At 44.9% G+C, this 26,878-nt stretch carries 26 protein-coding genes; 10 read left to right on the forward strand and 16 right to left on the reverse strand.

What is annotated here, in order from left to right; translation table 11 throughout:
* Positions 1-4: 4 nt before the first annotated feature.
* A complete protein-coding gene (gene xylA / locus F0364_RS15900; RefSeq protein ID WP_153798791.1) occupies positions 5-1,333 on the reverse strand; it encodes a xylose isomerase in 1,329 nt (442 codons plus the stop codon).
* Positions 1,334-2,008: 675 nt separating this feature from the next.
* A complete protein-coding gene (locus F0364_RS15905; protein WP_153798792.1) occupies positions 2,009-3,493 on the reverse strand; it encodes a xylulokinase in 1,485 nt (494 codons plus the stop codon).
* 242 nt (positions 3,494-3,735) lie between these two features.
* On the opposite strand from F0364_RS15905, the gene F0364_RS15910 reads away from it, so the two are divergent.
* The 6 genes from F0364_RS15910 to F0364_RS15935 all read left to right on the forward strand — a co-directional run bounded on the left by F0364_RS15910 (position 3,736) and on the right by F0364_RS15935 (position 7,539).
* Complete coding sequence (locus F0364_RS15910) at positions 3,736-4,596, forward strand: AraC family transcriptional regulator (protein ID WP_153798793.1); 861 nt, start codon at positions 3,736-3,738, stop codon at positions 4,594-4,596.
* 74 nt (positions 4,597-4,670) lie between these two features.
* On the forward strand, positions 4,671-5,138 hold the full coding sequence (locus F0364_RS15915; protein ID WP_153798794.1) for a hypothetical protein: 468 nt from the start codon (positions 4,671-4,673) through the stop codon (positions 5,136-5,138).
* 85 nt (positions 5,139-5,223) lie between these two features.
* Positions 5,224-5,484 carry an Ada metal-binding domain-containing protein gene (locus tag F0364_RS15920; protein WP_153798795.1) on the forward strand — a complete coding sequence of 87 codons (261 nt, stop codon included), beginning with the start codon at positions 5,224-5,226 and terminating at the stop codon, positions 5,482-5,484.
* 4 nt (positions 5,485-5,488) lie between these two features.
* A complete protein-coding gene (locus F0364_RS15925; protein ID WP_153798796.1) occupies positions 5,489-6,094 on the forward strand; it encodes an alpha-ketoglutarate-dependent dioxygenase AlkB family protein in 606 nt (201 codons plus the stop codon).
* A gap of 65 nt (positions 6,095-6,159) precedes the next feature.
* A complete protein-coding gene (locus F0364_RS15930; RefSeq protein WP_153798797.1) occupies positions 6,160-6,771 on the forward strand; it encodes a GDSL-type esterase/lipase family protein in 612 nt (203 codons plus the stop codon).
* Between the two features lie 42 nt (positions 6,772-6,813).
* Positions 6,814-7,539, forward strand: a complete 726-nt coding sequence (locus F0364_RS15935; protein WP_153798798.1) for an esterase family protein — start codon at positions 6,814-6,816, stop codon at positions 7,537-7,539.
* 6 nt (positions 7,540-7,545) lie between these two features.
* Here the strand turns inward: F0364_RS15935 and F0364_RS15940 are convergent, their stop codons facing one another.
* The 10 genes from F0364_RS15940 to F0364_RS15985 all read right to left on the reverse strand — a co-directional run bounded on the left by F0364_RS15940 (position 7,546) and on the right by F0364_RS15985 (position 16,074).
* Positions 7,546-7,812, reverse strand: a complete 267-nt coding sequence (locus tag F0364_RS15940) for a DUF6496 domain-containing protein (protein WP_153798799.1) — start codon at positions 7,810-7,812, stop codon at positions 7,546-7,548.
* A gap of 103 nt (positions 7,813-7,915) precedes the next feature.
* The gene (locus F0364_RS15945) at positions 7,916-8,971 is read right to left on the reverse strand and encodes an ATP-grasp domain-containing protein (protein WP_207632713.1); all 1,056 of its coding nucleotides are present in this window, start codon (positions 8,969-8,971) and stop codon (positions 7,916-7,918) included.
* 14 nt (positions 8,972-8,985) lie between these two features.
* On the reverse strand, positions 8,986-9,717 hold the full coding sequence (locus F0364_RS15950) for an NRDE family protein (RefSeq protein WP_153798800.1): 732 nt from the start codon (positions 9,715-9,717) through the stop codon (positions 8,986-8,988).
* A complete protein-coding gene (locus F0364_RS15955; protein WP_153798801.1) occupies positions 9,705-10,205 on the reverse strand; it encodes a DinB family protein in 501 nt (166 codons plus the stop codon). The genes F0364_RS15950 and F0364_RS15955 overlap by 13 nt, the downstream gene beginning before the upstream one ends.
* 79 nt (positions 10,206-10,284) lie before the next feature.
* Complete coding sequence (locus F0364_RS15960; protein WP_153798802.1) at positions 10,285-10,683, reverse strand: DoxX family membrane protein; 399 nt, start codon at positions 10,681-10,683, stop codon at positions 10,285-10,287.
* A gap of 377 nt (positions 10,684-11,060) precedes the next feature.
* On the reverse strand, positions 11,061-12,197 hold the full coding sequence (locus F0364_RS15965; RefSeq protein ID WP_153798803.1) for an NAD(P)/FAD-dependent oxidoreductase: 1,137 nt from the start codon (positions 12,195-12,197) through the stop codon (positions 11,061-11,063).
* Positions 12,190-12,885: a methyltransferase domain-containing protein gene (locus tag F0364_RS15970; protein WP_153798804.1), complete on the reverse strand. Its 696-nt coding sequence runs from the start codon at positions 12,883-12,885 to the stop codon at positions 12,190-12,192. The genes F0364_RS15965 and F0364_RS15970 overlap by 8 nt, the downstream gene beginning before the upstream one ends.
* Positions 12,882-13,964 carry a type III polyketide synthase gene (locus tag F0364_RS15975; protein ID WP_153798805.1) on the reverse strand — a complete coding sequence of 361 codons (1,083 nt, stop codon included), beginning with the start codon at positions 13,962-13,964 and terminating at the stop codon, positions 12,882-12,884. Before F0364_RS15975 ends, F0364_RS15970 begins: the two co-directional genes overlap by 4 nt.
* Positions 13,957-14,823, reverse strand: a complete 867-nt coding sequence (locus F0364_RS15980) for a UbiA family prenyltransferase (protein WP_235921126.1) — start codon at positions 14,821-14,823, stop codon at positions 13,957-13,959. The genes F0364_RS15975 and F0364_RS15980 overlap by 8 nt, the downstream gene beginning before the upstream one ends.
* 75 nt (positions 14,824-14,898) lie before the next feature.
* Positions 14,899-16,074, reverse strand: a complete 1,176-nt coding sequence (locus F0364_RS15985) for an RsmB/NOP family class I SAM-dependent RNA methyltransferase (RefSeq protein WP_153798806.1) — start codon at positions 16,072-16,074, stop codon at positions 14,899-14,901.
* A 330-nt stretch (positions 16,075-16,404) separates the two neighbouring features.
* Here F0364_RS15985 and F0364_RS15990 point away from each other — a divergent pair, with 330 nt between their 5' ends.
* The 3 genes from F0364_RS15990 to pgi all read left to right on the forward strand — a co-directional run bounded on the left by F0364_RS15990 (position 16,405) and on the right by pgi (position 19,619).
* A complete protein-coding gene (locus F0364_RS15990) occupies positions 16,405-16,755 on the forward strand; it encodes a VOC family protein (RefSeq protein WP_153798807.1) in 351 nt (116 codons plus the stop codon).
* Between the two features lie 115 nt (positions 16,756-16,870).
* On the forward strand, positions 16,871-17,680 hold the full coding sequence (locus tag F0364_RS15995; protein WP_153798808.1) for a class I SAM-dependent methyltransferase: 810 nt from the start codon (positions 16,871-16,873) through the stop codon (positions 17,678-17,680).
* Between the two features lie 280 nt (positions 17,681-17,960).
* Positions 17,961-19,619: a glucose-6-phosphate isomerase gene (pgi, locus tag F0364_RS16000; RefSeq protein ID WP_153798809.1), complete on the forward strand. Its 1,659-nt coding sequence runs from the start codon at positions 17,961-17,963 to the stop codon at positions 19,617-19,619.
* Positions 19,620-19,816: 197 nt separating this feature from the next.
* On the opposite strand, the gene F0364_RS16005 is transcribed toward pgi, so the two are convergent.
* The 3 genes from F0364_RS16005 to F0364_RS16015 all read right to left on the reverse strand — a co-directional run bounded on the left by F0364_RS16005 (position 19,817) and on the right by F0364_RS16015 (position 24,441).
* Positions 19,817-21,013: an NAD(P)/FAD-dependent oxidoreductase gene (locus tag F0364_RS16005; protein WP_153798810.1), complete on the reverse strand. Its 1,197-nt coding sequence runs from the start codon at positions 21,011-21,013 to the stop codon at positions 19,817-19,819.
* Between the two features lie 475 nt (positions 21,014-21,488).
* A complete protein-coding gene (locus F0364_RS16010) occupies positions 21,489-23,165 on the reverse strand; it encodes an amino acid permease (RefSeq protein WP_153798811.1) in 1,677 nt (558 codons plus the stop codon).
* Positions 23,166-23,415: 250 nt separating this feature from the next.
* Positions 23,416-24,441 carry a Smr/MutS family protein gene (locus tag F0364_RS16015; protein ID WP_153798812.1) on the reverse strand — a complete coding sequence of 342 codons (1,026 nt, stop codon included), beginning with the start codon at positions 24,439-24,441 and terminating at the stop codon, positions 23,416-23,418.
* A 401-nt stretch (positions 24,442-24,842) separates the two neighbouring features.
* On the opposite strand from F0364_RS16015, the gene F0364_RS16020 reads away from it, so the two are divergent.
* Positions 24,843-26,684, forward strand: a complete 1,842-nt coding sequence (locus F0364_RS16020) for a BamA/TamA family outer membrane protein (protein ID WP_235921127.1) — start codon at positions 24,843-24,845, stop codon at positions 26,682-26,684.
* Here the strand turns inward: F0364_RS16020 and F0364_RS16025 are convergent, their stop codons facing one another.
* Positions 26,685-26,831, reverse strand: a complete 147-nt coding sequence (locus F0364_RS16025) for a hypothetical protein (protein ID WP_153798813.1) — start codon at positions 26,829-26,831, stop codon at positions 26,685-26,687.
* Positions 26,832-26,878 lie beyond the last annotated feature (47 nt).

Raw genomic sequence — 26,878 nt, forward strand, 5'->3', positions numbered from 1 at the left:
ATCACTATATAAACCGGTTGATCAGATTCTCAAAATGTTCCTGTTTGCCGCTCCTCACTTCGGGTTCGCCGTTGGCGAGGGCATAAGCACGCAGGTCTTCCAGGGAGAGTTGCTTGGCTTCAAACTCGGCGCCTTTGCCAGTATCGTAAGAGGCATAACGCTCTTTGCGCAGCCTGCTGTATTCGCCGTGTTGCAGCACTTTATCTGCCGTAACCAGCGCCCTGGCGAATGTATCAATGCCGCCGATGTGGGCGTAGAACAGGTCGGCAGGGTCGGTGGAGTTGCGCCTTATCTTAGCATCGAAATTAATACCGCCACCGCCAAAGCCACCAGCCTGAAGAATGATAAGCATCGCTTCAGTAAGTTCATTAAGATCGTTGGGAAACTGGTCTGTATCCCAGCCATTTTGGTAATCGCCGCGGTTGGCATCAATGCTGCCGAGCAGGCCGGCATCTGCAGCCACCTGCAGCTCATGCGTAAAAGTATGGCCCGCCAGTGTTGCATGGTTCACTTCCACATTCAGTTTAAAATCGCCCAGCAGGTCATGTGCCCGCAGAAAGCCGATAACTGTAGCGGAATCATAATCATACTGGTGTTTGGTTGGTTCGCAAGGTTTGGGCTCTATAAAGAAACTGCCTTTAAAACCGTTAGCCCTTGCATATTCTTTGGCCTTGTGTAAAAATATGGCCAGGTGTTCCTGTTCACGTTTCATGTCTGTGTTCAGCAGGCTCATGTAGCCCTCTCTGCCACCCCAGAAAACATAGTTTTCGCCACCCAATGCAATGGTGGCATCCAGTGCAGCTTTTACCTGCGCGGCGCCATGTGCCAGTACATGAAAATCAGGGTTGGTAGATGCCCCGTTCATATAACGCTTGTGAGAAAACAGGTTAGCAGTGCCCCACAACAGTTTAACGCCGGTTTGCTGTTGCTTGTCTTTGGCGTAATCTACCAGTGCCTGCAATCTTTTATCGTTATCCTCTATGTCGTTAGTATAGTCCACCACGTCTACATCGTGAAAGCAGTAGTAAGGAAGGTTAAGCTTGGTAATAAATTCAAACGCCGCATCCATTTTGTCTTTTGCACGGGCTACAGCGTCTGTTTTTTTATCCCATTCAAAATCGTGGGTGGGACCGCCAAAGGGGTCGCTGCCATTGCCGCAGAAGCTGTGCCAGTAAGCAACCGCAAATCGCAGGTGGTCTTTCATGGTTTTACCGGCAATAACTTTGCTTTCATCATACCAGCGGTAGGCAAGCGGGTTATCTGTTTCCGGGCCCTCGTATTTTATTTGCCCGATTCCTTTAAAATACTCTTTTTCACCAATTAGTACTGACATGGTTTTACAGTTTGTAGTTTATAATCGAATGTACGATGTTTGAGATAAGATGTTACGTTCAGCACGGCCCGCTCCCTTCAGCTTCCCTCTCCCCTATTTGCCCTCATAGTAATATTTTTAAAATCCCACTTACAACTCCCTACTCCCCACTTGCTTTTTATGATACCAACCCTAGCCTTTCATGGCATCTTCGTTGCGTCGCAATCCGTTCATCGTCCGGTTCATTGGGCAACTTTTCAGACCCGGGTATAACTGGTGCGTGGAGACATGCACCAGGGCGGCTAGAGTGTCTGCCAGCTTTGCTGCCAGACACGTTGCAACTAAAAGCGCTGGTCATGGGGACACGCCCAGGCACCTACAGTGTCTGCCAGCTCTGCTGCCAGACACATTGCAACTAAAAGCTCTCGCCATGGAGACATGCACCAGGGCATCTACAGTGTCTGCCAGCTTTGCTACCAGACACATTGCAAACAAAAGCGCTACTGCATGGAGACACGCCCAGGGGCGGTCTTACAAATTGCTTTTATATTGCACCTTGAATAAAAGAGCATTAAACTATCAAAACCTGCTGCACAATGCTGCGTAGCGGACAAGGCGTACAAGTGAGTGACACAACCGGCGCTTAATAGCAGCAATACTGCCAAGTGCCAAAACCTGTTTCACGTGGGGCGTTTCTTACGCACCGCCCAGTTCCTTTTCCAGGTATTTTTTCCAGCTTTCATAATGCCCTTCATAACCCTTGTTACCGTTGGGCTCTATGGTTTGCAAACGCTTCATTTTACTAAACGCCTCTTTGGCTGTGCTGAAAATATTGGCGCCGATACCGGCGCCCAATGCAGCGCCAACACTGCCATCGCTTTCGTACAGTTCAACAGGTGTGTTGGTAATGTTTACAAACGCATCAGCGAAAACACTGCTTAAAAACATGTTTGTTTTTCCGGCACGTATTACCGACGGGTTCATACCGTTGCCACGCATGATATCAAGGCCATACTTAAACGCGAAAGCTATGCCCTCCTGCCCTGCGCGGTATAAATGCGCCGAGGTATGTTTGTTTAAATCTATATTGTGTATATGTGCGCCTACCAGTTTATTGTTCAGCATTCTTTCTGCGCCATTGCCAAACGGCAGTATGTATAAGTTTTCACTTCCTTCTTTAATACCTGATGCGGCTTGGTTAAGCGCCACATAAGAACTGGTTGACCCGGCAATATTCTTGATCCATTTGTTTAAAATACCGGTACCGTTAATGCATAGCAGTATGCCTAACCTTTTTTGTTCACTTGTGTAGTTAACATGCGCAAACGTATTTACCCTTGACTGTTTATCGTAAGCCAGCACATCGCTAACCCCATAAATAACGCCTGAAGTGCCCGCTGTTGCCGCTACTTCGCCGGGCTCCAGCACATTTAACGACAGCGCATTGTTAGGTTGGTCGCCAGCCTTGTAACTTACGGGTATGCCGGCTTTTAGCTGCAGCGCATCTGCAACAGTACTGGTAACATATCCATGTTCGCTAAATACCTCATTAACGGCAGGTATTACTGATGTATCAAAACCAAAATAGTTCATTACATCAGCGGAAAGCTGGTCTTTTGAAAAATCCCAGAAAATACCTTCGGACAGGGATGACACACTTGTGGTAATGCTGCCGGTAAGCATCATTCCAATATAATCGCCGGGCAGCATCAGCTTATCCACCTGGCTGTAAATGCCGGGCTCATTTTCTTTAACCCAGGCCAGCTTGGCAGCGGTAAAGTTGCCGGGTGAATTAAGCAAACAGGACAAACATTTTTCCTCGCCAATAGCGGCAAAAGCTTTGTCGCCATAAGGCACCGCCCGGCTATCGCACCAAATGATGCTGTCACGCAACACCTGCTGGTTTTTGTCTACCAGCACCAGGCCGTGCATTTGATATGCTATACCTATTGCGGCAATTTCTTTAGGGTTATACTTTCCGGAAGCATGCGCTTTTAAGATGGCCTGTTGGGCAAACTGCCACCAGCTTTGCGGGGATTGTTCTGCCCAGCCGCTTTGCTTTGAGATAATCTCAGCTTCCGTTTCCGGGTATTGTGCTGAAACTATGCACTGCTGCGTTTGCGCATCTACAATTGAAACTTTTACTGAGGAAGTACCTATATCTAAACCAAGTAATAACATATAGCTGAAGGTTATAAGAGCAATCGAAACCGGGTGCTAAATTATACTTTGGTTGCAACAAACAGTTCAACTTTATTGTTGATTACTGAAACTATTTTAATAAATATATTAGATTTGAAGATGTTTATTGATTAATATAGTTTGGAATCTAACAATTAGAGGAGATTTCAACGTGAATGTGAAACCTTATTGAAAGTCAACTTTGCAGACTTTGTGCCTTTGCCGGCAATTAAATATACATAATGAAACCATTAATAGAAAAATTACCGCTTAACGCCAACACTTCTTTTGTTGCGCAAACGCACCGCACACCCAAATTTGAAGTGCCCTGGCACCAGCATGTGGAGTATGAGCTTATTCTTTTTACCGAAGGCGAGGGCGCCAGCTTCATAGGCAATTATGTAGGCGAGTTTAAAACCGGCGATGTTTTTTTTCTTGGGTCTAACCTGCCGCATACTTTTCAGAAAGCGTATAAAGAACTTATCACCAGCGCGGTGGTGGTGCATTTTAAAGAAGATTTTTGGGGAGATGCTTTTATGAACCTGCCGGAATGCCGCATTATTCGCCAACTGTTTGAAACGGCCTTACAGGGCCTTAAAATAAAAAGCGGCACCAAAGAACTGCTTACAGTTTGGATTAAAGAACTGGAACACGCCAAGGGCTTTCAACGCATCATTAAACTGTGCAACTGCCTGGCCCTTATTGCGGAGAAAAAAGAATACGACACACTCTCTACACAGGAAGTTAAAGCCTATAACAGCAAACATAAAGAACGTATTGACAAGATTTACCAGTACACGATTGATTATTTCCAGGAGCCTGTTACGCTTACAGATGTAGCCAAAAACGCCGGCATGAGTGTACCCGCTTTTTGCAGCTATTTTAAAAAAAGCACTAAGAAAACCTATATTGATTTTTTGAACGAAGTACGTGTTGGTTATGCCTGCCAGCAACTGATTGATACGCAAAAAACCATTGAAACCATTTGTTATGAAAGCGGTTTTAATACCCTGGCCAACTTCAACAAACAGTTTTTGAAAATACGCCGGCTAACACCTTCCAGCTACCGCAAAAACTTTATCAGCAGCAATACAGTTGATTAAAACCGCTTGTCATTATTTGCATGCGGGGCAATCTTAATTTAGCCGAAATTGCCGCCTCTTAAAATTTTCGCGTTATGAGCTTATACCAATGCCAGCAGGAAATTGATGCGCTAATGCAGGGCTTTAACAACAAAACGTTGCCGAAAGAACAATGGACACACCAGGCACATTTAACTGCCGCGGTATGGCATCTTAAACACTATGACATTAATGAAGCAACCTGCCTGTTGAAGTCTGGTATTATTTCCTACAATCTTTCTGTGGGCGGCGTTAACAACGGCTTTGGCGGCTACCATGAAACACTCACCATTTTCTGGATAAGTATCGTGGATTTTTATGTCCGCAGGTACAATAACCTTTCTGTAACAGAAACCTGTAACAATTTCCTGGAAAGTAACCTTGCAGACAGGGCGCTGCCATTTAAGTTTTATGCTAAGGAGTATATCTTATCCCCGGCTGCAAGGGCCAGGTTTATGCAGCCGGATATTCTGCCGCTTTCTGATGAAAACATCTTAAGTGTACTGAACAGGCCGCAACAATAACCTTATTCTGCAGAAAACCCGCCACTGTTTACTCATCATTGCGCCACCTGGATATGACTTAGTTGCTAATTTTACAGCAACAGGCATGATACATCACTCAACATTTGAAAACACACAGGAAGGCAAACAAAAGCTGCTGCGGATGATTAAAGCCGGAAACATTGTATTCGGCGGCAACAAAAACCTGAAAATTTACGGCAGGCTACATTGCAGCTCCGGCAAAAGAATGCTTAGGGAAAATCGTGTTTTCTTTGCAGGTGAAGATGAAGCAGTGGCCCTGGGCTACAGGTCCTGCGGGCATTGCATGAAAAAAGCATATGAACAGTGGAAAGCCCTGAAAGCTTAATGCTATGCAACAGGAATTATTCAACAGCACTACAGAAAACCTGCTCCCTTTTGATGGGGAAGTATATTTCTATCCCGCTTTTTTCAACAAAGCAGAAAGCGACCATTACTTAAAAAACATTCTTGCTAACATTCAGTGGAAACAGGAACCTATTAAAATTTTTGGCAAAACCCTAATGCAACCCAGGCTTACCGCATGGTATGGAGATGCCACCAAAAAATACAGCTACTCCGGCATTACCATGCAACCCCTGCCATGGACGCCAGACTTAATAGCCATTAAGCAAAAAATTGAAACAATTGCCGCCGTAAACTTTACAAGCGCCCTGCTAAACCTGTACCGCAACGGGCAGGACAGTATGGGCTGGCACCGGGATAATGAGCCTGAACTGGGCATTAACCCGGTCATTGGCTCCGTAAGTTTTGGGGACGCCAGGATGTTTAAGCTAAGGAACTATGCAGATAAAAAAATTATTCGCCAGGCGATATTAACCCACGGCAGTTTTTTATTGATGAAGGGCGCCACCCAGCACTATTGGGAGCACCAGGTACCCAAAACAAATGCGGCATTAAAAGAAAGAATAAACATTACGTTCAGGATAATAAATTAATAAAGCCCGGCACGCCATCTCTAAACGTATGGCAGTATATTTGAAAGTTCAGAAATATAACAATTATGGTTTGGTATGAAGATGAGATTAAGAGAATTGAACAACAGAAAAGTAAACTAACTTATGAACCACAGATGGTTTTTTACGGCAGTTCTTCCATACGGCTCTGGGATAAACTGAACGATGATTTTGCAGCCTTTAAGCCCGTTAACCTGGGTTTTGGCGGCTCTACCCTCGCAGCATGTGTATGGTTTTTTAAACGGGTACTTAAGCCCTACCACCCCAAACACATTGTAATTTACGCAGGCGATAACGACCTGGGCGATGGAAGGAACCCTGAAGAGGTCTTTATTTTTTTTCAGCAGTTAATGTGGCACATCAACCACTATTACCACGATGTTCCGCTTACTTACATCTCTATTAAACCAAGTATAGCCCGCTGGAACATCAACGAAAAAATACGCTATACCAATACGCTGATAAAAAAGGCTATTGACAACAGCAAACCGCATTATCGTTTCATTAATATTTACGATGCTATGACAGACAGTAAAGGCTACCCTCTTAAAGACCTGTACGATGCAGACGGGTTGCACCTTAGCCCCAAGGGGTATTGGCTGTGGAAGCAGATTTTGTTAACAAATTTTTCATCTGAACATGAAAATTTTTTAACTTAAGTAACTGCCATGTTAACCTAATTTTCCACTTTATTTTCCTGAATGAACAGAGAATATCATAAATGGTTCAGCACCACGCTTAACAGAGATATGGAATTGCTGGTGTTTGGCCACAGTGGCGAGCCCGTGATATTTTTCCCCACCCGCACTGCCAGGTTTTACGATTATGAAAACTGGAGAATAGTAGAAGCCCTTTCCGCAAAAACCGCTAATGGAGAAATGCAATTGTTCTGCGTGGACAGTGTAGATATAGAAAGCTTTTATTCACCCGTGTATCCCGCCGAAAGAATCAAACGGCACCAGCAATACGAGCAATATATACTGGATGAGGTTATCCCCTTCATCAAAAAAAATAACAACCACGCTTCCTTAACTGCTGCCGGTTGCAGCCTGGGCGGTTATCATGCGGTTAATATTGCTTTCAGGCACCCGCAACTATTTAGCAAAGTGGTGGGCATGAGCGCCCGGTACGACCTTACCTTATCCACGCCCTCTTTTGCCAACCTTTTTGACGGGTATTTCGATGAAAACATTTACTTCAACATGCCGGGTATGTTCATACCTAACCTAAATGATGAAGACATTCTACGCAACCTTAAAAAAATGGACATTATTATTGTAATAGGCCGCGAAGACCCTTTTTTTGAAAATAACCTGCATCTTGTTTCCGCCCTTACCGCAAAAAACATAACACCATCTTTTTACGTTTGGAACGAAGAAGCACACCGTGCCAAATACTGGCGCAAAATGGTGCAGTTATATCTATAAGCGAGACTACTTTTTTGCCGCGGCCTTACTGGCCTTTTTAAGCGCAGCCTTTTTTGCGGTTTTCTTAGGCGATGCTTTTTTGGCTGTTTTTTTTGCTGCAGCTTTTTCAGGCACTTTAGCGCCTTCTTTTCTTGCTTCGGATAGCCCTATAGCAATTGCCCGCTTGCGGCTTTTAACTTTATTGCCGCTCTTTCCGCTCTTAAGCTTGCCTTCTTTCATTTCATCCATTACATCAGCAACTTTCTGCTGCGCTTTTTTCGAATACTTTGCCATAAATAAAAGATTTTAAGGAGTACCAATATACATACAGCACAAAATGCCTGCCAGCGTATTTGATATGTGGCCGGGTAAGCTGTTTTACAGCACGGCGAATAGTTTAACTGTTGGATATTTTGCTAACGTAAGCGCTGTTATCCCTGAACATTTGAATGCCGGACGAGAAACGCATATAGGGCAGTTTTTTTTGCCGGTGGTTTAAAAGGCTTATGCGGAAAAGTATATTCCAGTGGCGTATGATTTCCTTCCAGGCAAAAAAGATGGATTGCCGTGGGTCGTACATGTGCGTAGGTTCACTGCCTGCGCCATTTAATTCTATAATGGAAAAATTTTCCCCTTGCTTCAGTTGCTGCCAATTGCTGTACTTAATATCAAGCCGGCCGTAATAAAAGCCGGGCACCTGCCGGCAAATGGCATCCATGGTATTGGTAAGTTCTTCATCTGCCAGGTGGGATATATTAATAAACTTTGCGCCGCGGGCATGGTTGCCATAAGGCACCAGCAGCTTTTCTTCACCGGCAGCAGGCACTTCAGTCATCAGGCTTTTAAAGCTGGCTTTTAATACAGGTAATTGCAACACAAACCGTTTATCCCGCTTCAACAATTCTTCAATGGAAGAACGCCCGTCGCCGGTTACGGTCAAGAATTCTTTTTCTACTATGCCGGAAATGTGGCCGCGGGCCTCACCGGGATAACGGTAATAAAAAATACCCACTTCTTTATCAAAAGCAACAAATTGCTGTACCAGGTAATCTACATCGCTGGCTGCAGCGTATTGCAGCAGGTCATCCACGTTTTCCATTTTTTTAACTGACAAGCCCCGCATCCCTATATCTGGCTTGGCAATTAGCGGGTAGGTAAATCCTTGCCCGGCAAGTTGCTGCACAATGGTGCTAAAAGGTGTACCTGCCTTAAAAAACAAAGTTTTAGGGTAATAAGCAGGCGGTATAATGTCATAGATTTCTTTCTTAGACTCCATTAGAAAGCCGCCGTTTTTAATAGAGGGGTTGGCTGTATTGAAAAAGAAAAAAGACTTTGCCCTTAAGCACAGCCATATCCAGTAAAAATAGATGGGCGCATACACCACGCTGAATGGCCAGTACTCCCAGTTAAACAGCTTTATAAAAAAAGGGCGATATAAAAGTCTTTTCATCATGGAACCTCAGAAAGTTATATGGCGCAATAATCCACCTGTGTTACCGGCAATACTACCTGGTAATTGTTGTTCTCTTTAATATCCAGGTAAGTCATACCCGCTTCCTTTTCAGTTAATTCAATACCGGTAATACTTACTGTAAGCATTTTGCCATCCCTGTTCATGCAAAAGTTATTCTCTGCGCCGCCTTCGCCGCCAAACCTGTGAAAGTGCAGCACATCTTCCATTTGAGGATTTGTATTACCCGATAACCACCGCGAAAACCACATTTCCCGTTTCATAATTACGTCATTAGCGTACAGGGTTACAGAAGACCATATATGAGGCTGTTGTGCATCCAATTGCCGGCTAAATTTCCGTAACCCATTCCACCGGCATTCATACAGGCCGGCTTTATGCCATATTACCAAAGTAAATGGTTCAATATTGTAAAGTATAGCTTTAAGAAAATATTTCAACGGCTCCGTGGCTTTCGCTATTTCAAGAAATACAAGGCCACGGCTTTTGCCGTATGGCGGCTGTGGAATATGCCTGGTAAAAGCGCCGTTAAGCAGTACCAGCGCATCGCCATTGCTTTTGGCTGTAATCCACCCCCCTCCTGCCGCAGCATCTTTAGGAAAAACCATTTCGTCATTATCAAACACATAACGGGCGGGTGGTAATGCCGCGGGCCTTGCAGCGGCTTCATCCCGGCTTGAAGTAATAAATACCCTCTCTCTGGCAGGAATAAAGGTTACTGTGCACATGTTTTTCTATGCTTTACGGTTGAAGAAGCAATGCCAAAATTTTCAGGCAGCACAACAGAAGATACCTCGCTAATGCCAACCCTTATCAGCGCCATGTGGTGCACCGTATGTTCCAGGTTATATACAACTTCCCGGTAATAGTTCGTAGATATTAGCATTGTTTCATCGCTGTGCTCGTCATAACCGGCTTCAAGCATCAGTTGCTTGTCCTTTCTGTCTATGCCGCTGTAGATTTCATGCAGCAACGTAATGGCAAAATCCCTGCTTGTTTCAATATGGGTATCCCGGTTTCTTTTTTCGTAATTAACCGTGCCTGCGCTGTACCCTTTTTCCAAACAAAGAAACAGTTCAATAATATGCCGTACGTGCTGGCCTACCGACGCATTGAAAAGCGATGGACATGGCTGGCAGTATTGTTCGTTGGTAAGGGACAGTAAAGATTGTTCAAGCTGTACAAATACATGCTGAACAGATTGTTGAAGGTGCATGCCGTTGTTGTTTAAAATGTGTTTATGCTAAACCTTGATACGCAGGCTGGCCGCAAACCTTACAAAAAAAATAATTTTTTTATGTACGCTTTATTCCAATTACGTTTAACAAAGGTTTTCTGTATATAATAGCCAGCATTGCGCAACAGATAAATACAATTACCGCGTATGCAAAAAGCAATGCATCGCCACCAAAGAAAATGCCAAGTTTGGTAACGTGAAAAAATATTGCACCAGCCATTAGCCCCATGCCCAGTAAAGCGCCATAGCCAGTTGTACGCGGGTACAATATCAGCAAAGAAGCGATGAGTTCAAAAACTCCCGTACCAATTCTGCCCCAGGGTTCCATACCCAGAATGGTAAACAGCCTTACCGATTCTTCCGCCGCTGAAAATTTAAAGAATAAAGTTTGAAGCATAATAAGCGCTGACACAATGCGCAATAACCAGGTAACAATGGATAATGTTTTCGTTGTCATAGAAGGGTATTTAAGTTTACCGACACTAATACGGCAGGCATACAAGAATGGATTGTTGCACAGCTTACGTTAAACTGTAATTTAGTAATTATTAACAGCAAATCTTTTTTTTTAGATACCAGCCGGGGTTTTTCATGGCGACCCAATTGCGTCGCAATCCGTTCATCGTTCGGTTCAATGGGCGGCTTTTCAGACCCGTATAGATTGTCTGAACCACGATTTTCTACCGATGTAGCTGATTAGCCTGATTAAGAACGGTTGCAATAACCGAAGCCTGAAGATGCTACGGAGACGGATTGCTGCGTAGCGGACAAGGCGTACAAGTGAGTGACACAACGATGCTTAATTGAAAAGCCGAAAGCCCGTACCATAAAAAACTAAAATGGCTTGCCATGTGTTTGTTTAATTACCTGCCGGGCCAAAAATGGCAGGGCGCCCATTGTTCTGAGAAAAAGAATGCTGCTGGTATTGCCAAACAACCGCTGCACCGTTCTGCCCATCCACAACCTGCGGCTAAACTGCCTGTTCCAGTTGCGCTCATATCTATGCTCCATCTGCTCCCGGGTAATTTGTTGCCGCAAAAAAGCATCTATGCTTTCAAAAGCCAGTTTACTGCCATGCATGGCCATGCTCATGCCGTTACCGCACAGGGGCGTTATCATGCCCGCCGCATCGCCAAGCATCAGCAGGTGGTTTTCCACCTGGGTCTTCACATCAAAGCTTACCTGGGAAATGGTGAGCGGCTCCTGGTACAAAAAGCTGGCTGTGCTGAATATTTTCTTAAGGTGCGGGTTTTGAAACAACACTTGTTTTTCCATTTCACTTATGGAATTATTGTTGTTCTTTAAATGCTGCGCAGTAGCAAGGTAACAAAGGCAATACCTGTCGTCTTCTATTTTAGAAAGGCCGCAGTAGCCATTATCAAAATTATGCAGCGCAATACTGTTAACGGGGTGGCTGGTGCTGATGTGATATTTGACGGCAATGTAATTATTAAGCTTATTGTTTTTTTTAAGGGCAAACAAGCGGTTTTTCTTAATGTCAAGATTGGCCCGTTTGCCATAAGCGCCGGCAGCTACTGAAGCTTTAGTAATGCCATTGGCATGCTGCAATACAAACCCGTCACTAACAAACTGTACATCCTGCACTTTGTTGCCTGTAAATACCTGCACCCCTTTTTGTACAGCCAGGTAGTACAATAAATCGTCCAGCTTATAACGGCTTATGCCGAAACCTCCTAAGGGCAGGCGGAACTGGTACAGGTTTCCTTTTATATCGCTAATCTGAAGGCGGCTGATGGCTGGCAACTGCAACTCGTGTAAGTTTACACCCAGGCGCAGCAAAAAATCATGGCTCTCAAAACTTATATACTCCCCGCAAACCTTGTGAAACGGGTAAACCTCTTTTTCAAACAACGCTACAGTATAGCCTGCATCCGCACACTGAATGGCAAGCGTAAGCCCAGCCAGGCCACCACCGATAACGGCTACATCATATTTTGCCTGTTCATCCATGCCGGTATATTAGCAGGTAACGAAATGCCCATTTCCATTGCACCTGGCAAGGCCCGGTTTCAGCAGACTTAACAACCTGTTGCCATTCATTTTTAGTAAACCCCCTGGCCACGCTTAAGGGGGCATCGTTTTTTACCAGGTAAGACGAAGAAAAAAGCCGGGTAAGTATTTTGATGGCGTGATATGCCAGTACGTGCCGCTGTAAATCGTTCACAAAAAAACCAATCGTAGAGTTAGCTTTCATCCACTGCAATTGCTTAGCCAGTTGTGCCTCCGTAAAATGGTGGCAAAAAAGGCTTGAGAAAATAATATCGGGCTTGCGCTCAAATTCCACAGCCTGGTAATCACTGGCTATCCAGGTAACGGTTACGGGATGCCTCCATTGTTCTTTCGCATATTCAATACAGTCCCGCTTAATATCAATACCAATACAGTTGACGGCAATTTTGTTCTGCCTGCAATACTTTGAGATGGCATGCAGGTTATCCCCACCGCCGCATCCTATTTCACAAATAGTAACGGTTTTCCTTGCACCCAATAGCCTTTTTAAACCCGCCAGTGTAATAGCGTGGCCACCCAGCCAGGTATTGATGACGTTAAGCTCTTTCATGTTTTGCCTGATGTCATCAAACGGTATATCATCATTGTCCAGCAGTTCTTTGCTGTAACTGCGTTTTGAAAGGTTCATATACTGGAGGCAATAAAAGATTCCATTGTAAGGCCCGGACCAAAAGCCACCCCGAACACATTTGTAACCGGCAGTTTGCTTTGCATAATGTCCTTCAATACAAAAAGAATTGATGGAGACGACATATTGCCATAATCTCTCATTACTGTCCGGGAGTAGCAAACATCATCCATACTTAAGCCAAGCTTTTTCTGTATGGCTTCAATTATTCTTTTGCCGCCGGGGTGCAGGCACCAGTGAGAAATATCTTTTTGTGAAAGACCGCTGTGCTGCAAAGCTTTTTGCACCAGAGCGGCAATATCTTCCTCGACCAGTTGTGGAATATACCCGCTGAGCTTCATCAAAAAGCCCCTGCTGCTCAATTCCCAGGCCATATCGTTCTTACCCTTATAAGTAATGGATGAATAGAAATTTTTCAGCTTTATGCCCCTGGCGCCACGCAGTTGGTTGGATACAAGCACTGCCGCGCTGCCGTCCGCGAACAACAAACTGCTGGCAGCGTTATCAGGCGTGTACTGCTGCTGAAAATGCAGGGTACAAAGCTCCGTAGCCACAATTAAAACATGGCTGGCAGGTGTGCTGTCACAAATCATTTTGGCCAGCTTAAGTGCGTGTACGGCGGCATAACAGCCCATAAAGTTTACAGATGTCCTGAACACATCTGTTGGCAGTTGCAACGCTTCAGCTATCTGCAGGTCAAGGCCCGGCGCACTCATGCCGGTACAGGTAACTGTTATTAAATGCGTTACCTGTTGTGGGCTTATATAACCTTGCAGGCAACTTTCAACAGCTTTTAACGATAGCGGTAAAGCACATTCATTGTACAACTTCATCCGCTCATCCAGTAAAGGGAACGGCGCCTGCCTGTCCTGCGGTATAAAGCTCCACTCCTGCTCAGGCCTGCCGTAGTCCTCTACTACAGAATATCTTTTATCAATATCACTGTGCCTGTACAAAAAAGCCAGCTTCCGTTTCTCCGTTTCATCCAGAGCATACGCTTTCTGCATAAAATGCAAAATATCTTCCTGCCTGTGGCAAAACTCCGGAACCGCGGTTGCTATAGATACTATTTCAGCCAAATTGTTTTACTATTAATATGGTGATAAATGCCAGGCTTGTGCAGGTGCTTGCCAGCCAATTCATACGCATGGTGTGCTTAAAATCAGCCTTACGGCTATCTTTCCATACCTGCAGCAGCCACCACAAAAAGAATACTATCACAGGAACGAAAAACAGTTGAAGTATAACAAACAAGCGCATGGCGCCTTGTTGATGGTAGTATTGAAACAACAAACTGAATGCCACCATGTACATGATGGCGCAAAAAGCGAATGTTCCGCGTTTGCCCAGCGTCATACTAATTGTTTTTACCTCATCTTTCGCATCTGCCTCGTGCTGGTACACCTGTGTTATCGGGTAAAAGCCCCCTATCAAAAAGCTGGCTGCAACCAGGCCCTGCCATGGCACATTCAGCAACATAGCTTCGCTGCACCCATGATACACCATGAAAAAAGTAACTGCCCCCTGGTTAACAATTACAACCAAATACCCTGTTAGCGGGTATTGCTTAAGGCGTACGCCCCTGTAACTATATAACCTGGAGCATGCTATGTAAAAAGCAATAGCGGCAGCAAACAAACCTGAAACCAATAAAGACAATGCTATTGCCATAATATCCATCACAACAGTAACAACAAATAACTGCCGTGTTGGTTGCATGGGATTTGCAATTCCGCCAACGCTTTCTGTATCCCTGTCCATATAACTGTTATAACCATTGCTGGATGGGTACACCAGCAAATGGATAATGGCAAACACCAGCACAGCCCTTGGCAGGTTGATCAACTCAACAAAGCTCAACGCGAACCAATACACCGGCATCAGGAAGTAAGAGAAATGAAAACGAAGTAATTGTAACGTGGATGGATGGATCGTCATGGTAGCTGATACAACTTTTGCTGGTTATAGCAACTAAATATAGCGTATTTAAAACCCAATTAACAGAATTGAATTTTATAGCGGCCGCCTGAACAAAGCGGCAAACATGCTGTCTGCTTTTTTATCATAGCCGGGCAGCAACTCTTTCTTAACCAGGGCAAGCCCGCATTGCTGTTCAATAAAGCCAGCTACTTGCTCATTCTCCCTTTCAAAAACTGAACAGGTAATGTAGAGAAAGTAACCATTGGCTGAAAGCCGGGTAACAGCATTGCTGACAATCCTTTTCTGCAAAGCAGCATATTCATCTACGCGGCTGCTCTCAAAAAAGCAAAGTTGTTCAGGCGTACGGCCCCAGGTACCGCTGCCACTGCAGGGGGCATCGCAGATAATCAAATCGTAGTTGGTGTTTAACAAGTCTGCCTGCAAAGTTTTACTAAGGTCTGCTACAGCGGCGTTATATTCCGCAATACCGGCCTCTGCAAAGCGGCGTCTTAGGTTGCTGATAATAGAAGGCCGTATATCCGTAACCGTCAAATCAATATTGCCCAGCGTATCCTTTGCCAGTATTGATTTTCCGCCGCTTGCCGCGCAGCAATCCCAAACCTTCAGTTGGGGCTTGCGTGGTACCAATGCAAAAAAATCCGCAACCCGTTGCGACGAATAATCCTGCACCACGGCTTCACGATTTATAGCAAACAAACCTTCTGTTTTAGTAGCGTTGGGTAAGCCTATGCAACCTGCGCCATAGTCGGCATAAGCTATACTTTGTGCGGCCAGCCTCTGCTTAACAGCGGCTTCAAAGCCCGGGCGTACGCGGATAAACAAATCGGGTTGTATTAAATGAGCAACCGTAAATGCAGTTACATCACCTGCAGCGCTCAATGCCTGCCCAAACTGAAACAGATCGCCGATATTAAATTCCTCAAACTGCAAAGCCACAAAAGCTATCCTTTTATCAATATCAGCACGCCAGTTATCTATCCAATCAGTATTAAACAAAGCTGCCCATTCCGCGGGTTCGCTATTACACATAAACAGGCTTGCTTTCAATCTTTCTTCAGCGGGCTGGTTGGGTAATGCCCTGCCCAGGCGGTAATAGCAATAGCACGCATGCGTAATCTGCTTCCTGTCACGTGAGCCATGCTTTTTATTAGCGGCAAAATACTGTTTCAGGTAATGCTGCAACGGCATTTTTCCATCGTATTGCGCTGTAATTTTTAAAGCCGTATTGAAGTAAGAGAGTACCCGCATGCACCTGTTTTTGTGCAAAAGAAGCTGAAACTTTTAATCATTCCCATAATTTCTTTTTGGGGCTTTCTGCTTTGTCTCATTCATCAGCTACTGTCCGGGCTGTCCGTTGCAACTCCGCCGCAGAGGCCGGCGCACAAGGCCTCAGCGGGGTTTCCACTGCCATCCCGCAGCCATTCATCAGTTGGAATACTGCCCGGCAAACGCTCCGTTGTAAACATCCTGCGCAATGGTAACAAACGGCAAAACTGTTCTACACCTGGATAGGAGATTTGGTTGCTTTATTCACCAATCACACAAACAAGAGTACCTTACCATAAAATTCATATTGCCATGCAATTCATATCACTCGCCCCATTTGTTCCTTCAGGAGAGCATTTTGAAAGCGCCAAAGATCTTTTTAAAGAACTGGGGTTCAATATATCCTGGGATGCCGGCGATTATGTTGGTTTTAAAAAAGATGACTGCAGCTTTATCCTGCAGAACTTTGACAATGCTGAATTCGCCGCTAATTTTATGATCAGTGTCAACATAAGCAGTGCTGCAGAATTCTGGCAGCAGGTAACCGAAAAAAAACTTGCGGAAAAATTTGGCATCCGCATAGCGCCGCCAACACAACAGCCCTACGGAATAGAAGTAAACGTGATTGATATGGCGGGTGTATGCTGGCATTTTGTAGAGTAGCTGCCTGTAAAAGGCTGCAAACAGCCATTTATTCCCGTTCCGCATCCCCGCTTTCGTGCATGAAAAATGCAGGATGACAGCGTATTTTTACTTTACACTGTAAAACATCGCCGCCATGAAACCTGTATCAAAAACCGCCTACTACTGCTGCGGCGTACGCATGCAGGATGCGGAATCCCGCCACCCCATTATCGGTGATAACTACGCAAAACAACTGCTTGGCGAACAGGGCCTTGCTTACTGGCAGGAGTTTAAGCAGTTTACCAACCCCAATGCCAGCAATGTAGCCAGGCACTATATTATTGACCAGCACCTGCATTACCTTCTGGGCAAAGAACCGGACAGCACCATAATACTTATTGGCGCAGGCCTTGACAGCCGTGCCTATCGTTTTAAAGGTGGCAACTGGCTTGAACTGGATGAGCCCGCTGTAATAGAGTATAAAAACAACAGGTTGCCGCCTGCCGGATGCCCCAACAGGTTAACCCGCATTGCAATAGATTTTGAGAAAGAAAAACTGGCAGACAAACTAAACAGTTTTGCAGGTGTTCAGCCAGTTATTTTTATCGTAGAAGGGGTGCTGATGTACCTTTCCCGTTCGCAAAAAGAAGCGCTTATCCAAACTCTTACATCGCTGTTTCCAAAGCATGTGCTCCTCTGCGATTTAATGACCAGGCAATTCTTTAACCGCCTGGGCCATAAGATACATAATAAGCTGCTGGCGCATGGCTCTTCCTTTACCGATTTAAGCTCTTACCCGGCATCCATTTTTACAGAATACGGCTACCAGTTACATAGCTATACCTCTACCATAAGAAAAGCCAGGGAACTTGGTATTATGCGCATACCTAAACTATTCACCAATTTTCTGTTCAAAAAATTCCTGGAAGGCTATTCGGTTTATCATTTTATTTATACCGGATAATATGCCTGCATGGCTAAACAATAGTAACTTTTCTATCCTGTGGGCAAAGCTGCACAGCGTATCCAACCCTTCGTTATACTCAGGGCAGGCTACTGAGGCAATTGTTGAATAGAATTGCCTCAGTACAAGTGTGCGACGCAAGGGACGCCACATAGCAGTACCTCCTGCCGGGCCCATAATTATTCTTCAACAGCGTTAGCTGTTTTCTACAAACTATTACCACTCTACGGCAATCGTTTGTATATTGTCGGCCAATTCAGAATAATTTTAAACATTCACCATGTTTCCAAAAATTAATCCCACTACTACGCAAGCCTGGCTATTATTGAAAAAGCACCAACAGGAGGAAATGCAAAGGGTAAATATGAAAAGCCTTTTTGCACAGGACAAAGACAGGTTTCAAAAATTTTCACTCAGTTTCGGAGACATTTTGTTCGACTACTCCAAGAATATCATTAACCCCAAAACCGTACAACTGCTTTTACAACTGGCCGAAGAATGCAAGGTTAAAGAAGCTATTGAAGCCATGTTTAGCGGAGAGGTGATTAATGAAACTGAACAACGTTCTGTACTGCATACCGCGCTGCGCAATTTTTCCGGCAAGGAAGTTTTAAGTGATGGGAAGGATGTAATGCCCGATGTAAAAGCTGTGCTGGAACAGATGAAAAACTTTTGCGCTAAAATACACAGCGGCGAATGGAAAGGCTATACAGGCAAAAAGATAAAATACATTGTTAACATAGGTATTGGTGGCAGCGACCTTGGCCCGGTAATGGTAACCGAAGCGCTGAAACCTTATTGGGTGGATGGCATTCAGACTTACTTTGTCAGCAATGTGGATGGCACCCATATAGCCGAAACACTTAAAAAAGTAACACCGGATGAAACATTGTTCCTGGTAGCCTCCAAAACATTTACCACGCAGGAAACCATGACCAATGCGCATACCGCACGTAGCTGGTTCCTGGAGTCTGCAAAAGATGAAAGCCATGTGGCAGCACATTTTGCAGCGCTAAGCACCAATGAAAAAGAAGTAACAAAATTTGGCATTAACCCGGCCAACATGTTTGCTTTTTGGGATTGGGTGGGTGGCCGTTATTCCTTGTGGAGCGCCATTGGCCTTTCCATAGCACTTACTATTGGTTACGACAATTTTGAAGCCTTGCTAAAGGGGGGCTATGAAGTGGATGAGCATTTCAAAACCGCTGCATTCAATAAAAACATACCGGTATTGATGGCGTTGATCGGCCTGTGGTACACCAATTTCTTTGGTTCGCAAACAGAAGCCATACTGCCTTACGATCAGTACATGCACCGCTTTTCCGCATACTTTCAGCAAGGCAATATGGAAAGCAATGGTAAGTATGTTGACAGAAACCGTAACGAAGTTAACTACAGCACAGGCCCGGTTATATGGGGCGAACCCGGCACCAACGGCCAGCATGCTTTTTACCAGCTAATTCACCAGGGCACATTGATGATACCCTGCGATTTTATTGCACCAGCCATTACACATAACCCCATCGGCGACCACCACGTAAAACTGTTGAGCAACTTTTTTGCGCAAACTGAAGCGCTGATGAATGGCAAAGATGAAGCTGAAGTAAAAGAAGAACTGGTAAAAGCCGGCAAAAAAGAGGATGAGATAAAAAAGCTGGCGCCATTTAAAGTATTTGAAGGCAACAGGCCCACCAATTCATTCCTGGTTAAAAAAATAACACCCGCCACACTGGGCAACCTGATAGCGCTGTATGAACATAAAATATTTGTACAGGGCGTAATCTGGAACATCTTTAGTTTTGACCAATGGGGTGTTGAACTGGGCAAACAATTGGCCAACAAAATTCTACCCGAGCTGCAGAATGATGAGGCAGTTACTTCTCACGATTCTTCTACCAACGGCCTGATAGCTGCCTTTAAACAAATGAGGAAGGGTTAGAGGAAGTCAGTAAGTCAAGAAGACAAAAAGTCAAAAAAGTCAGAAAGTCAAGAAGAAAAATAGTCATAAAGGAAAAGCCGGAACGAAATTTTGTTCGGCTTTTTAGTTGTTAGCAGATGCCCTTCTTGTCTTTTTGACTCATTGACTTATTGACTCATTGTCTTCTTGACTCCTTGACTTCTTGACTCTTTTGTTTTTCACCTGTCAAAAGAATACAAATCAATATCCGGGTGCTTTTTGCCCAATATCTGCTGTGCAATTATTTCCGCCGCAATGGCGCTGAATGTAATTCCATTACCGCCAAATCCCAATGCAAAAAAGCTGTTGGACAGCGGCTTGTATTTTCCTATATAAGGCAGCCCGTCTTTGGTGCTGCCAAACGTACCGGCCCAGCGGAACTCAGGTTTAAATGGCATTCCGGGAAACAGCTTCTTTACATCCTGCTCCAACAGGGCAGATTTGCGTTTTATCAGCGCATCACGTTTGGCAGGGTTTGAAAACTCTTCATCGCGGCCACCTACCAGTATCCTGTTGCCCACACTGCGCATATACAAATAAGGTGTTTTTGTTTCCCATATTAAACAGTCGTCGTGCCACTTGAAAGCTGGCTCCATCTGCTCGCTGATGACAGCGAAAGTTGATTGCAGGTCCACCACGTGCTTGCGGATATGGTTAACCACTTCATAGCCGGTAGCGTACACCAGGTAACGGCACGTAATAGTGCACCTCTCTTCTGTAACCAGTTGTACAGAACGCTGGTGGTGTGTAATATCCACCACCTTTGTCCGGTCAAATACTTCCAGGCCCTTTTTTAAGTTGTGCTGCAGCAACGCATGTGTAAAAGTATAGGCATTGGTAACCGCGCTATGGTTGCTGTACAGTGCATTGGGCTTATCAAAACCAAAAAGCTTTTTTATATCGCCGCTTTCCAGTTTCTCTACCTTAAAGCCGGCAGCTTTATGCAGTTCGTACTCTTTGTTGATAATGGCAGTGTCTTTTTTTGAAGAGGCAAAGAACAATGTTTTCTTTCTTTCCAATTCTTTGTACTTAATTGTTTTGGCTATAGCCTGCAGGCTGTCAATAGAGGCGGCGCAGGCGGCATAGGCCCTCTCCGCAACCTTAAGCCCACGCTTTTCTGCCAGTTGCTGCAAAGGTTCATCAATTTGGTACTGCAACAGCGACGTGCTGGCGCAGGTACTGCCCAGGCCAATAGACCGGCCGTCTATTACAGCGCAGTCAATCCCTGCCTCGCAAAAGGCATGAGCTATTAACGCCCCGGATATACCTCCACCCAGTACCACCACGTCCTTACGATAATCTTTCTGCAATTTCGGGTAACTGTAAGGCAGCCCCGCAGATATTAGCCAGTACGGATAACCAGATTGTAGGTTCATTCAACATTAGGTTTAGCAAATTTGTTTAGTAAGCCAGGTATTTTTTATGTACCCGGCGACATTTCATGCATGAGGCTTCTCTTGCGTCGCACTCTTGTACACCTTGTCCGTTATGCGGCAAGTGTGGAACAGGTTTTGTTTGTTCAATGTTCTTTTGTTCAAAGTTCAATGTCGCACTTTACCGCTTTCAAACAGCCTTAATCACTTACACATCAACAGACCGGCAACCAGCAACTGGTAACCGGTAACTGGCTTTTGCGTGAGGGATTGAAGCGGTTACCCCGGTGAAGCCATAGCAGTATGGCCTTGTGCCGGAGTAATAGCACAACCGAGAAAAACCAACTAAATGTTGCTTTAGCGAAGGTTGCGAACGCAGTTCTTCCCGACCCCTTGCGATAGCTTGGGGGCACGCCCAAAATATTCCAATAACAATATCTGTACAGAAAGGTTGTTTTGCAACAGGAAAATTTGCCTGTTAAGCCCTGGCCAGCCTGCTTTTTTGCCTGCCGTATAAAAAGTAAAAGATAAGTCCTATAGCCATCCATACAAAAAACCAAAGCCAGCTAATGGCCGGAATTTCTATCATAAGATACAGGCAGCAAAGTGCCCCAAGCACGGGTATGGCGGAGAGGCTACGGATAAAGCTGTAAACCGATATGGCAATGATTAAAAAAACAAACACAAGGAACAAAATTTCCTGGTAGCCCTCTGCGGCAATATGTGTTACAGCGCTGCCAAGCCTTTCGCGGAAGGCAAAGAGAAATAATGCAGTGGCGGCAGGTACAATAAATCTGCCATTAATATAAGGCAGCCTGAAGGAGCGCTGTACATTGGCAGACAATTTAGGCAATGTTAGTACACCAAAACATACCAGCACAAAGGCAAAGAGGGTACCGATGCTTGTAAGGTCTGTCATTAATGTGCTGGGCAAAAACAGCGACGGTATAGCAACAATAAAACCGGTAACTACGGTAGCGAAGGATGGCGTATGGAATTTAGGATGCACGGTAGCGAATTTTTTGGGCATAAGGCCATCGCGGCTCATGGTCATCCATATCCTGGGCTGCCCTAATTGAAACACCAGCAGTACGCTGGTAGTGGCTATTACAGCACTTACGGAAATAATGTAGCCAATCTCTTTCAACTGCAGCTTTTCAAACACATATGCCAGGGGATCGTTTACCTGCAGTTCTTTGTAGCTTACCATGCCGGTTAACACCAATGCAATAAGTATGTACAGAACGGTACAGATAACCAGTGAGTAAATCATGCCGCGGGGCAGGTCACGCTGCGGGCTGCGGCATTCTTCGGCCGTGGTGGATATGGCGTCAAAGCCTATGTAAGCATAAAACACTGCTGATACCCCGGCCATTACGCCGCCAAATCCGTTGGGTAAAAAAGGGCTCCAGTTAGCTGGGGTAACGTAAAAGAAACCGAGTATGATGACCAGGATGATTACGGCAATCTTAAACATTACCATAAAGTTGGTGGTCTTTTTACTTTCCTTAATACCCACGTATGCAAGGATGGTGATGAGTATAACGATGATGCATGCCGGAAAGTTCATAAAGAAATGTTTACCGGCTATAACAGGTGCGCTGTTCCATGCCGCGATGGCTTCTTTCATAGCATCGGTAACAGGGCCGCCTGCAGCGATAGCGTCTGTTGCAGCCTTGTAGTTTTCGGCGGCGGTAATCGGGTCTATAAGCAGCCAGCCGGGCAGGTTAATGCCAAAACCCTGCAGCAGGTTATCAAAATAGCCGCTCCAGCTTATGGCCACTACAATATTGCCGATGGCGTACTCCAATATCAGGGCCCAGCCTATTATCCAGGCTACAATTTCGCCAAAACTTACATAGGCATAGGTGTAGGCACTGCCGGCTATGGGCACACGGCTGGCAAATTCTGCATAACACAGGGCGCTGAAACCACAGGTAACGGCTGTAATAATAAACAGGAAAACAATACCCGGCCCCCCGTTAAATGCTGCCTTGCCAATGGTTGAAAAAATACCTGCGCCAATTACAGCGGCAATGCCCATAAAAGTAAGGTCCCGCACGCCCAATACCTTGTTTAGTTTATGGTGGTGGCCATCGCCTTCGCCGGCCTCGAGAGTAATTTTGTCAATAGATTTTTTACGGAATAAAGACATGCAATTGGTTTGGTTTTAAACTTGCAAATAGTACAGCTACTAATGTAAGAGAAATAAAACCAAAGCGGAAAAAGAATTGTTGCAAAAAAGGGGTGGAGCTACATGGTGGAGGGTAAATGTTTTTTTATTGGATTGGGCTACGCCCAATATTGGATGCCTTTACATCTTAATTCCCAAGTGTCCGGTTATGCCCAATTAAAAATTTTGCATCCCCCACTCACCACTCCCCCACTTACCACTCGCCCTTTCTTTAATATTGAAAAAATATTTCCGTAGCCCCGTAACCAAATCGTGGATCGTACTGGTTAATAAAAGTTTTTACTTCCTTGCGCACTTTTAGCAGGCTGTGTATCTCATCCCGCAGGCGGCCGCTGCCAACGCCGTGTATTACTGTAAGGGAGGCCTGGTAATGTGCAAGGGCCAGCTCATACCATTTTTCAAACTCTTTTAATTGTATGTTGAGTATTTCAAAATTGTCCAGGTGCTTAAAATCGCTCATGAGTTTTTCTATGTGCAGGTCAACCACGCTGCGTGCAGGCTCCAGGTGTTGCCTGGCTTTGGAAGCTTCGTACACTTTGTACCCTTTGGAAACAAGCGGCGAAACATCGGGACGGTCATCAAACGCTTTATCAGGGAAGGTTTTGAAAAGCTCGTAAGAAATGGTGGGCTGGTTACGCTCTTTCATTTCTTCAATGCGTTGAAAAACCTGTTTTGCTTTTAGTTTAACGGTAGCTTCAAAATGCTCCGCTTTCTTTTTGTCTGGCACAGTTAGCGTAAACTCAAAGCTGAAAGAAGGGTTATCGTTGAGGTTTTCAAACGGAATATCGTGCAGGTAAAAATCATGAAAAGCCAGCACTTCATTCTTCAACTCAAAATCCGGCTGGCCAAAAAACTGTTGTTTATATACAAAACCGTACGCTTTATCTGTTTTGTTTACCAGGTATAGCTTAAAAAGCTCCACCACTTCATCGTTAAAATCGTCCAGCCCAAATTTAGGCAGCATGGAAAGCCATACCCCTTCCTCTACTTTAATTTTATTGGCAGTGGGTTTTTCTTTGGGCACCTGGTCAACATACTTTTTAACCGGCTTTTTTTCTTCTACCACCTTTTTTTTGGTAAAGCGGTGAAAGTAGGGAAAATCAATCTGGTCCATATAAGCGGGAAATTTTACCCCGCGAACCTCTATCATCACCATTTTATCGCTGATTACTTCAATAACTTTCCCTTCCTCGTTGCTGTGCAGCACCAGTATATCATCTCCAACCTGGTATTTCATATATTTCGCTTTTAAAAACTTTGCAAAAGTACTAAGCTTACGCTTTTTGCAACGTGCAAGATAACTGAGGCAGGTTATATTTAACTTTTAAAACACCTGTGTAATTGGCATGGTTTGGGATGAATGTGAGTTTTGCCGGTTGCCAAAGCGCCTGCAGGTATAAAAATAAGCAGGCTGCACCTGCGGGTGAGGGATTGAAGCGGTTACCCCGCTGAAGCCATCGCAGCGCTGGCCTTGTGGCGGAGTAATAGCGGAAAGCCCGACCCCTTGCGATAGCTTGGGGGCACCCCCTAAAAAATATGGGCATGATAAGTATATGATAACCTGCCCTGGTAAGAAAATTGATATATTGAATTTGCCCGGCCCGGGAAGTGCGTACGACCGGTGAAAAATAAAACGATTTGAGACCAACTGTAAAATACTTTTTAACCTGCCTGGCCATTTGCCTTTGCCTGGGTATTGGCGCCAACGCACAGGAAAAAGATTCTACCAAAAAGAAAAACGGTAACATTCTGGGCTTTGCTGTTAATGCGTTTAAACGCACCCCTGACACCTCGAAAACACCCGCCGCCATTAACAGCAAGAACGAAACACCCTACCTGCCTTACAGCGGCAAAATAATACGTAAGATTACCATTAAACAGTACGGGTTTGATAAGGTTTTTACCGACACCAGCAAACGCATTGCGTACTTTGGTACCCGTATTATAAACGGCCTGCACCATAACACAGAAGCCTGGGTGGTGCGCAACAACCTGTATATAAAAGAAAATACGCCCCTTAACCCTTATGTTGTGGCGGATAATGAACGTTTCCTGCGGTCGCTTGAGTATATGCAGGATGCCCGTATTTTAGTAAACTACCTGGATGACAGCCCTGACTCAGTTGACCTGGTGGTGGTTACCAAAGATTTGTTCTCACTTTCCGGCGATGTGGGCGAAATAAGCACCGGTAAGTTCCGCGGCAAAATATCTGATGCTAATGTAATGGGCACCGGCCAAAAAATACAACTGACACCGTTTATTGAAAGTACCCGTACACCCAGCTTTGCCTACGAAGTGCTGTACAGCTTTAACAACATTGCCCACACTTTTATAACAGGCTCTGCCTTTTACTCCCGCATACGCAACAACATTGCCAGCGGTAGCCCCGATGAACACCAGTGGTACCTGCGGCTGGAGCGGCCACTGGTATCGCAATACAAACACATGGCCGGCGCCATAACAGTTGGCCGTGTACAGGCTGCCAACGATTACCGCCGGCCCGACAGCCTGTTTTACAATTACCGCTATACCAATTTTGATGCATGGCTGGGCTACAACCTTGGCGTAAAAGATGCACGCCTTAATGCTGACAACAAAGGCCGCAAATTTATAAGCCTGCGGTACTTTAACAACAACTTTACCCGCACACCTTACCAGTTGGGTAATAAGCTGGATATGCGCTTTAATAACCGCCAGGCGGTACTTGGCCAGTTTACTTTTTTTAAACAGCAATTTTATAAAAGCAACTACATTTTTGGCTTTGGCACTACAGAAGATATTCCTTACGGCTACAATATTTCTTTTACTTCCGGCTGGTACCGGCAAAGCTATCTTAACAGGCTATACCTGGGCACAGATGCCAACCGATACATCGTTAACAGGCAGGGCGATATTATACAATTGTTCTTGCGCAGCGAGGCTTTTGTACGAAAAGGGAGTTTTGAAGATGCCAGTGTGCTGGGCGGCATAAGCATGTTCAGGCGGCTTATAGAATATAACAGCGTTAAAATAAGGCAATACCTGCGGGTATCTTATACCAAACAGTTTAACCGGCTGGGCTTAAACCCGCTGCAGATTAATAATACGTTTGGCATACGCTCTTTCAACTCCGATTCCGCCCGGGGCGACCAACGGTTAAGTGTGCATTCTGAAACGTATATGTACCTTAAATACAAGTTATTTGGTTTTAAGTTTGCACCATTCGTTTTTGGTGACGCCGCCATGCTTACGCCTGAGAAAAAAGGGTTTACGCGTTCTTCCCTCTATTATGGCCTGGGTGGCGGTGTAAGGACACGCAATGAGAATTTTATTTTCAATACCATTGAAATGCGTTTTGTTTTCTTTCCGCGTAAGGAAGAAAACAACACTTCCTTTAAAATTGACATCAGTACCAATATCAATTTCCGCTACAACAGTAACTACGTAAAATCCCCTGACATTATACAATTGAATAACGACCCGTACAACAGCTTGTTTTAATCACTCGCCATTCACCACTTCCCACTTGCCTTTCAGATACCAGCAATATAACCCTGTAGCATCGCCTGTTGCAAATATGATTTTGTTATGATTGGGTCTTTCAGTGAAAGAACCAATCATAATCAATCCGTTCATCTGTTGGTACATTGGGCGGCTTTTCAGACCCGGGTATGTTGGTGCGTGGAGACACGCAC

Source organism: Foetidibacter luteolus (genome assembly GCF_009650435.1).
GTDB classification, from domain to species: Bacteria; Bacteroidota; Bacteroidia; order Chitinophagales; family Chitinophagaceae; genus Foetidibacter; species Foetidibacter luteolus.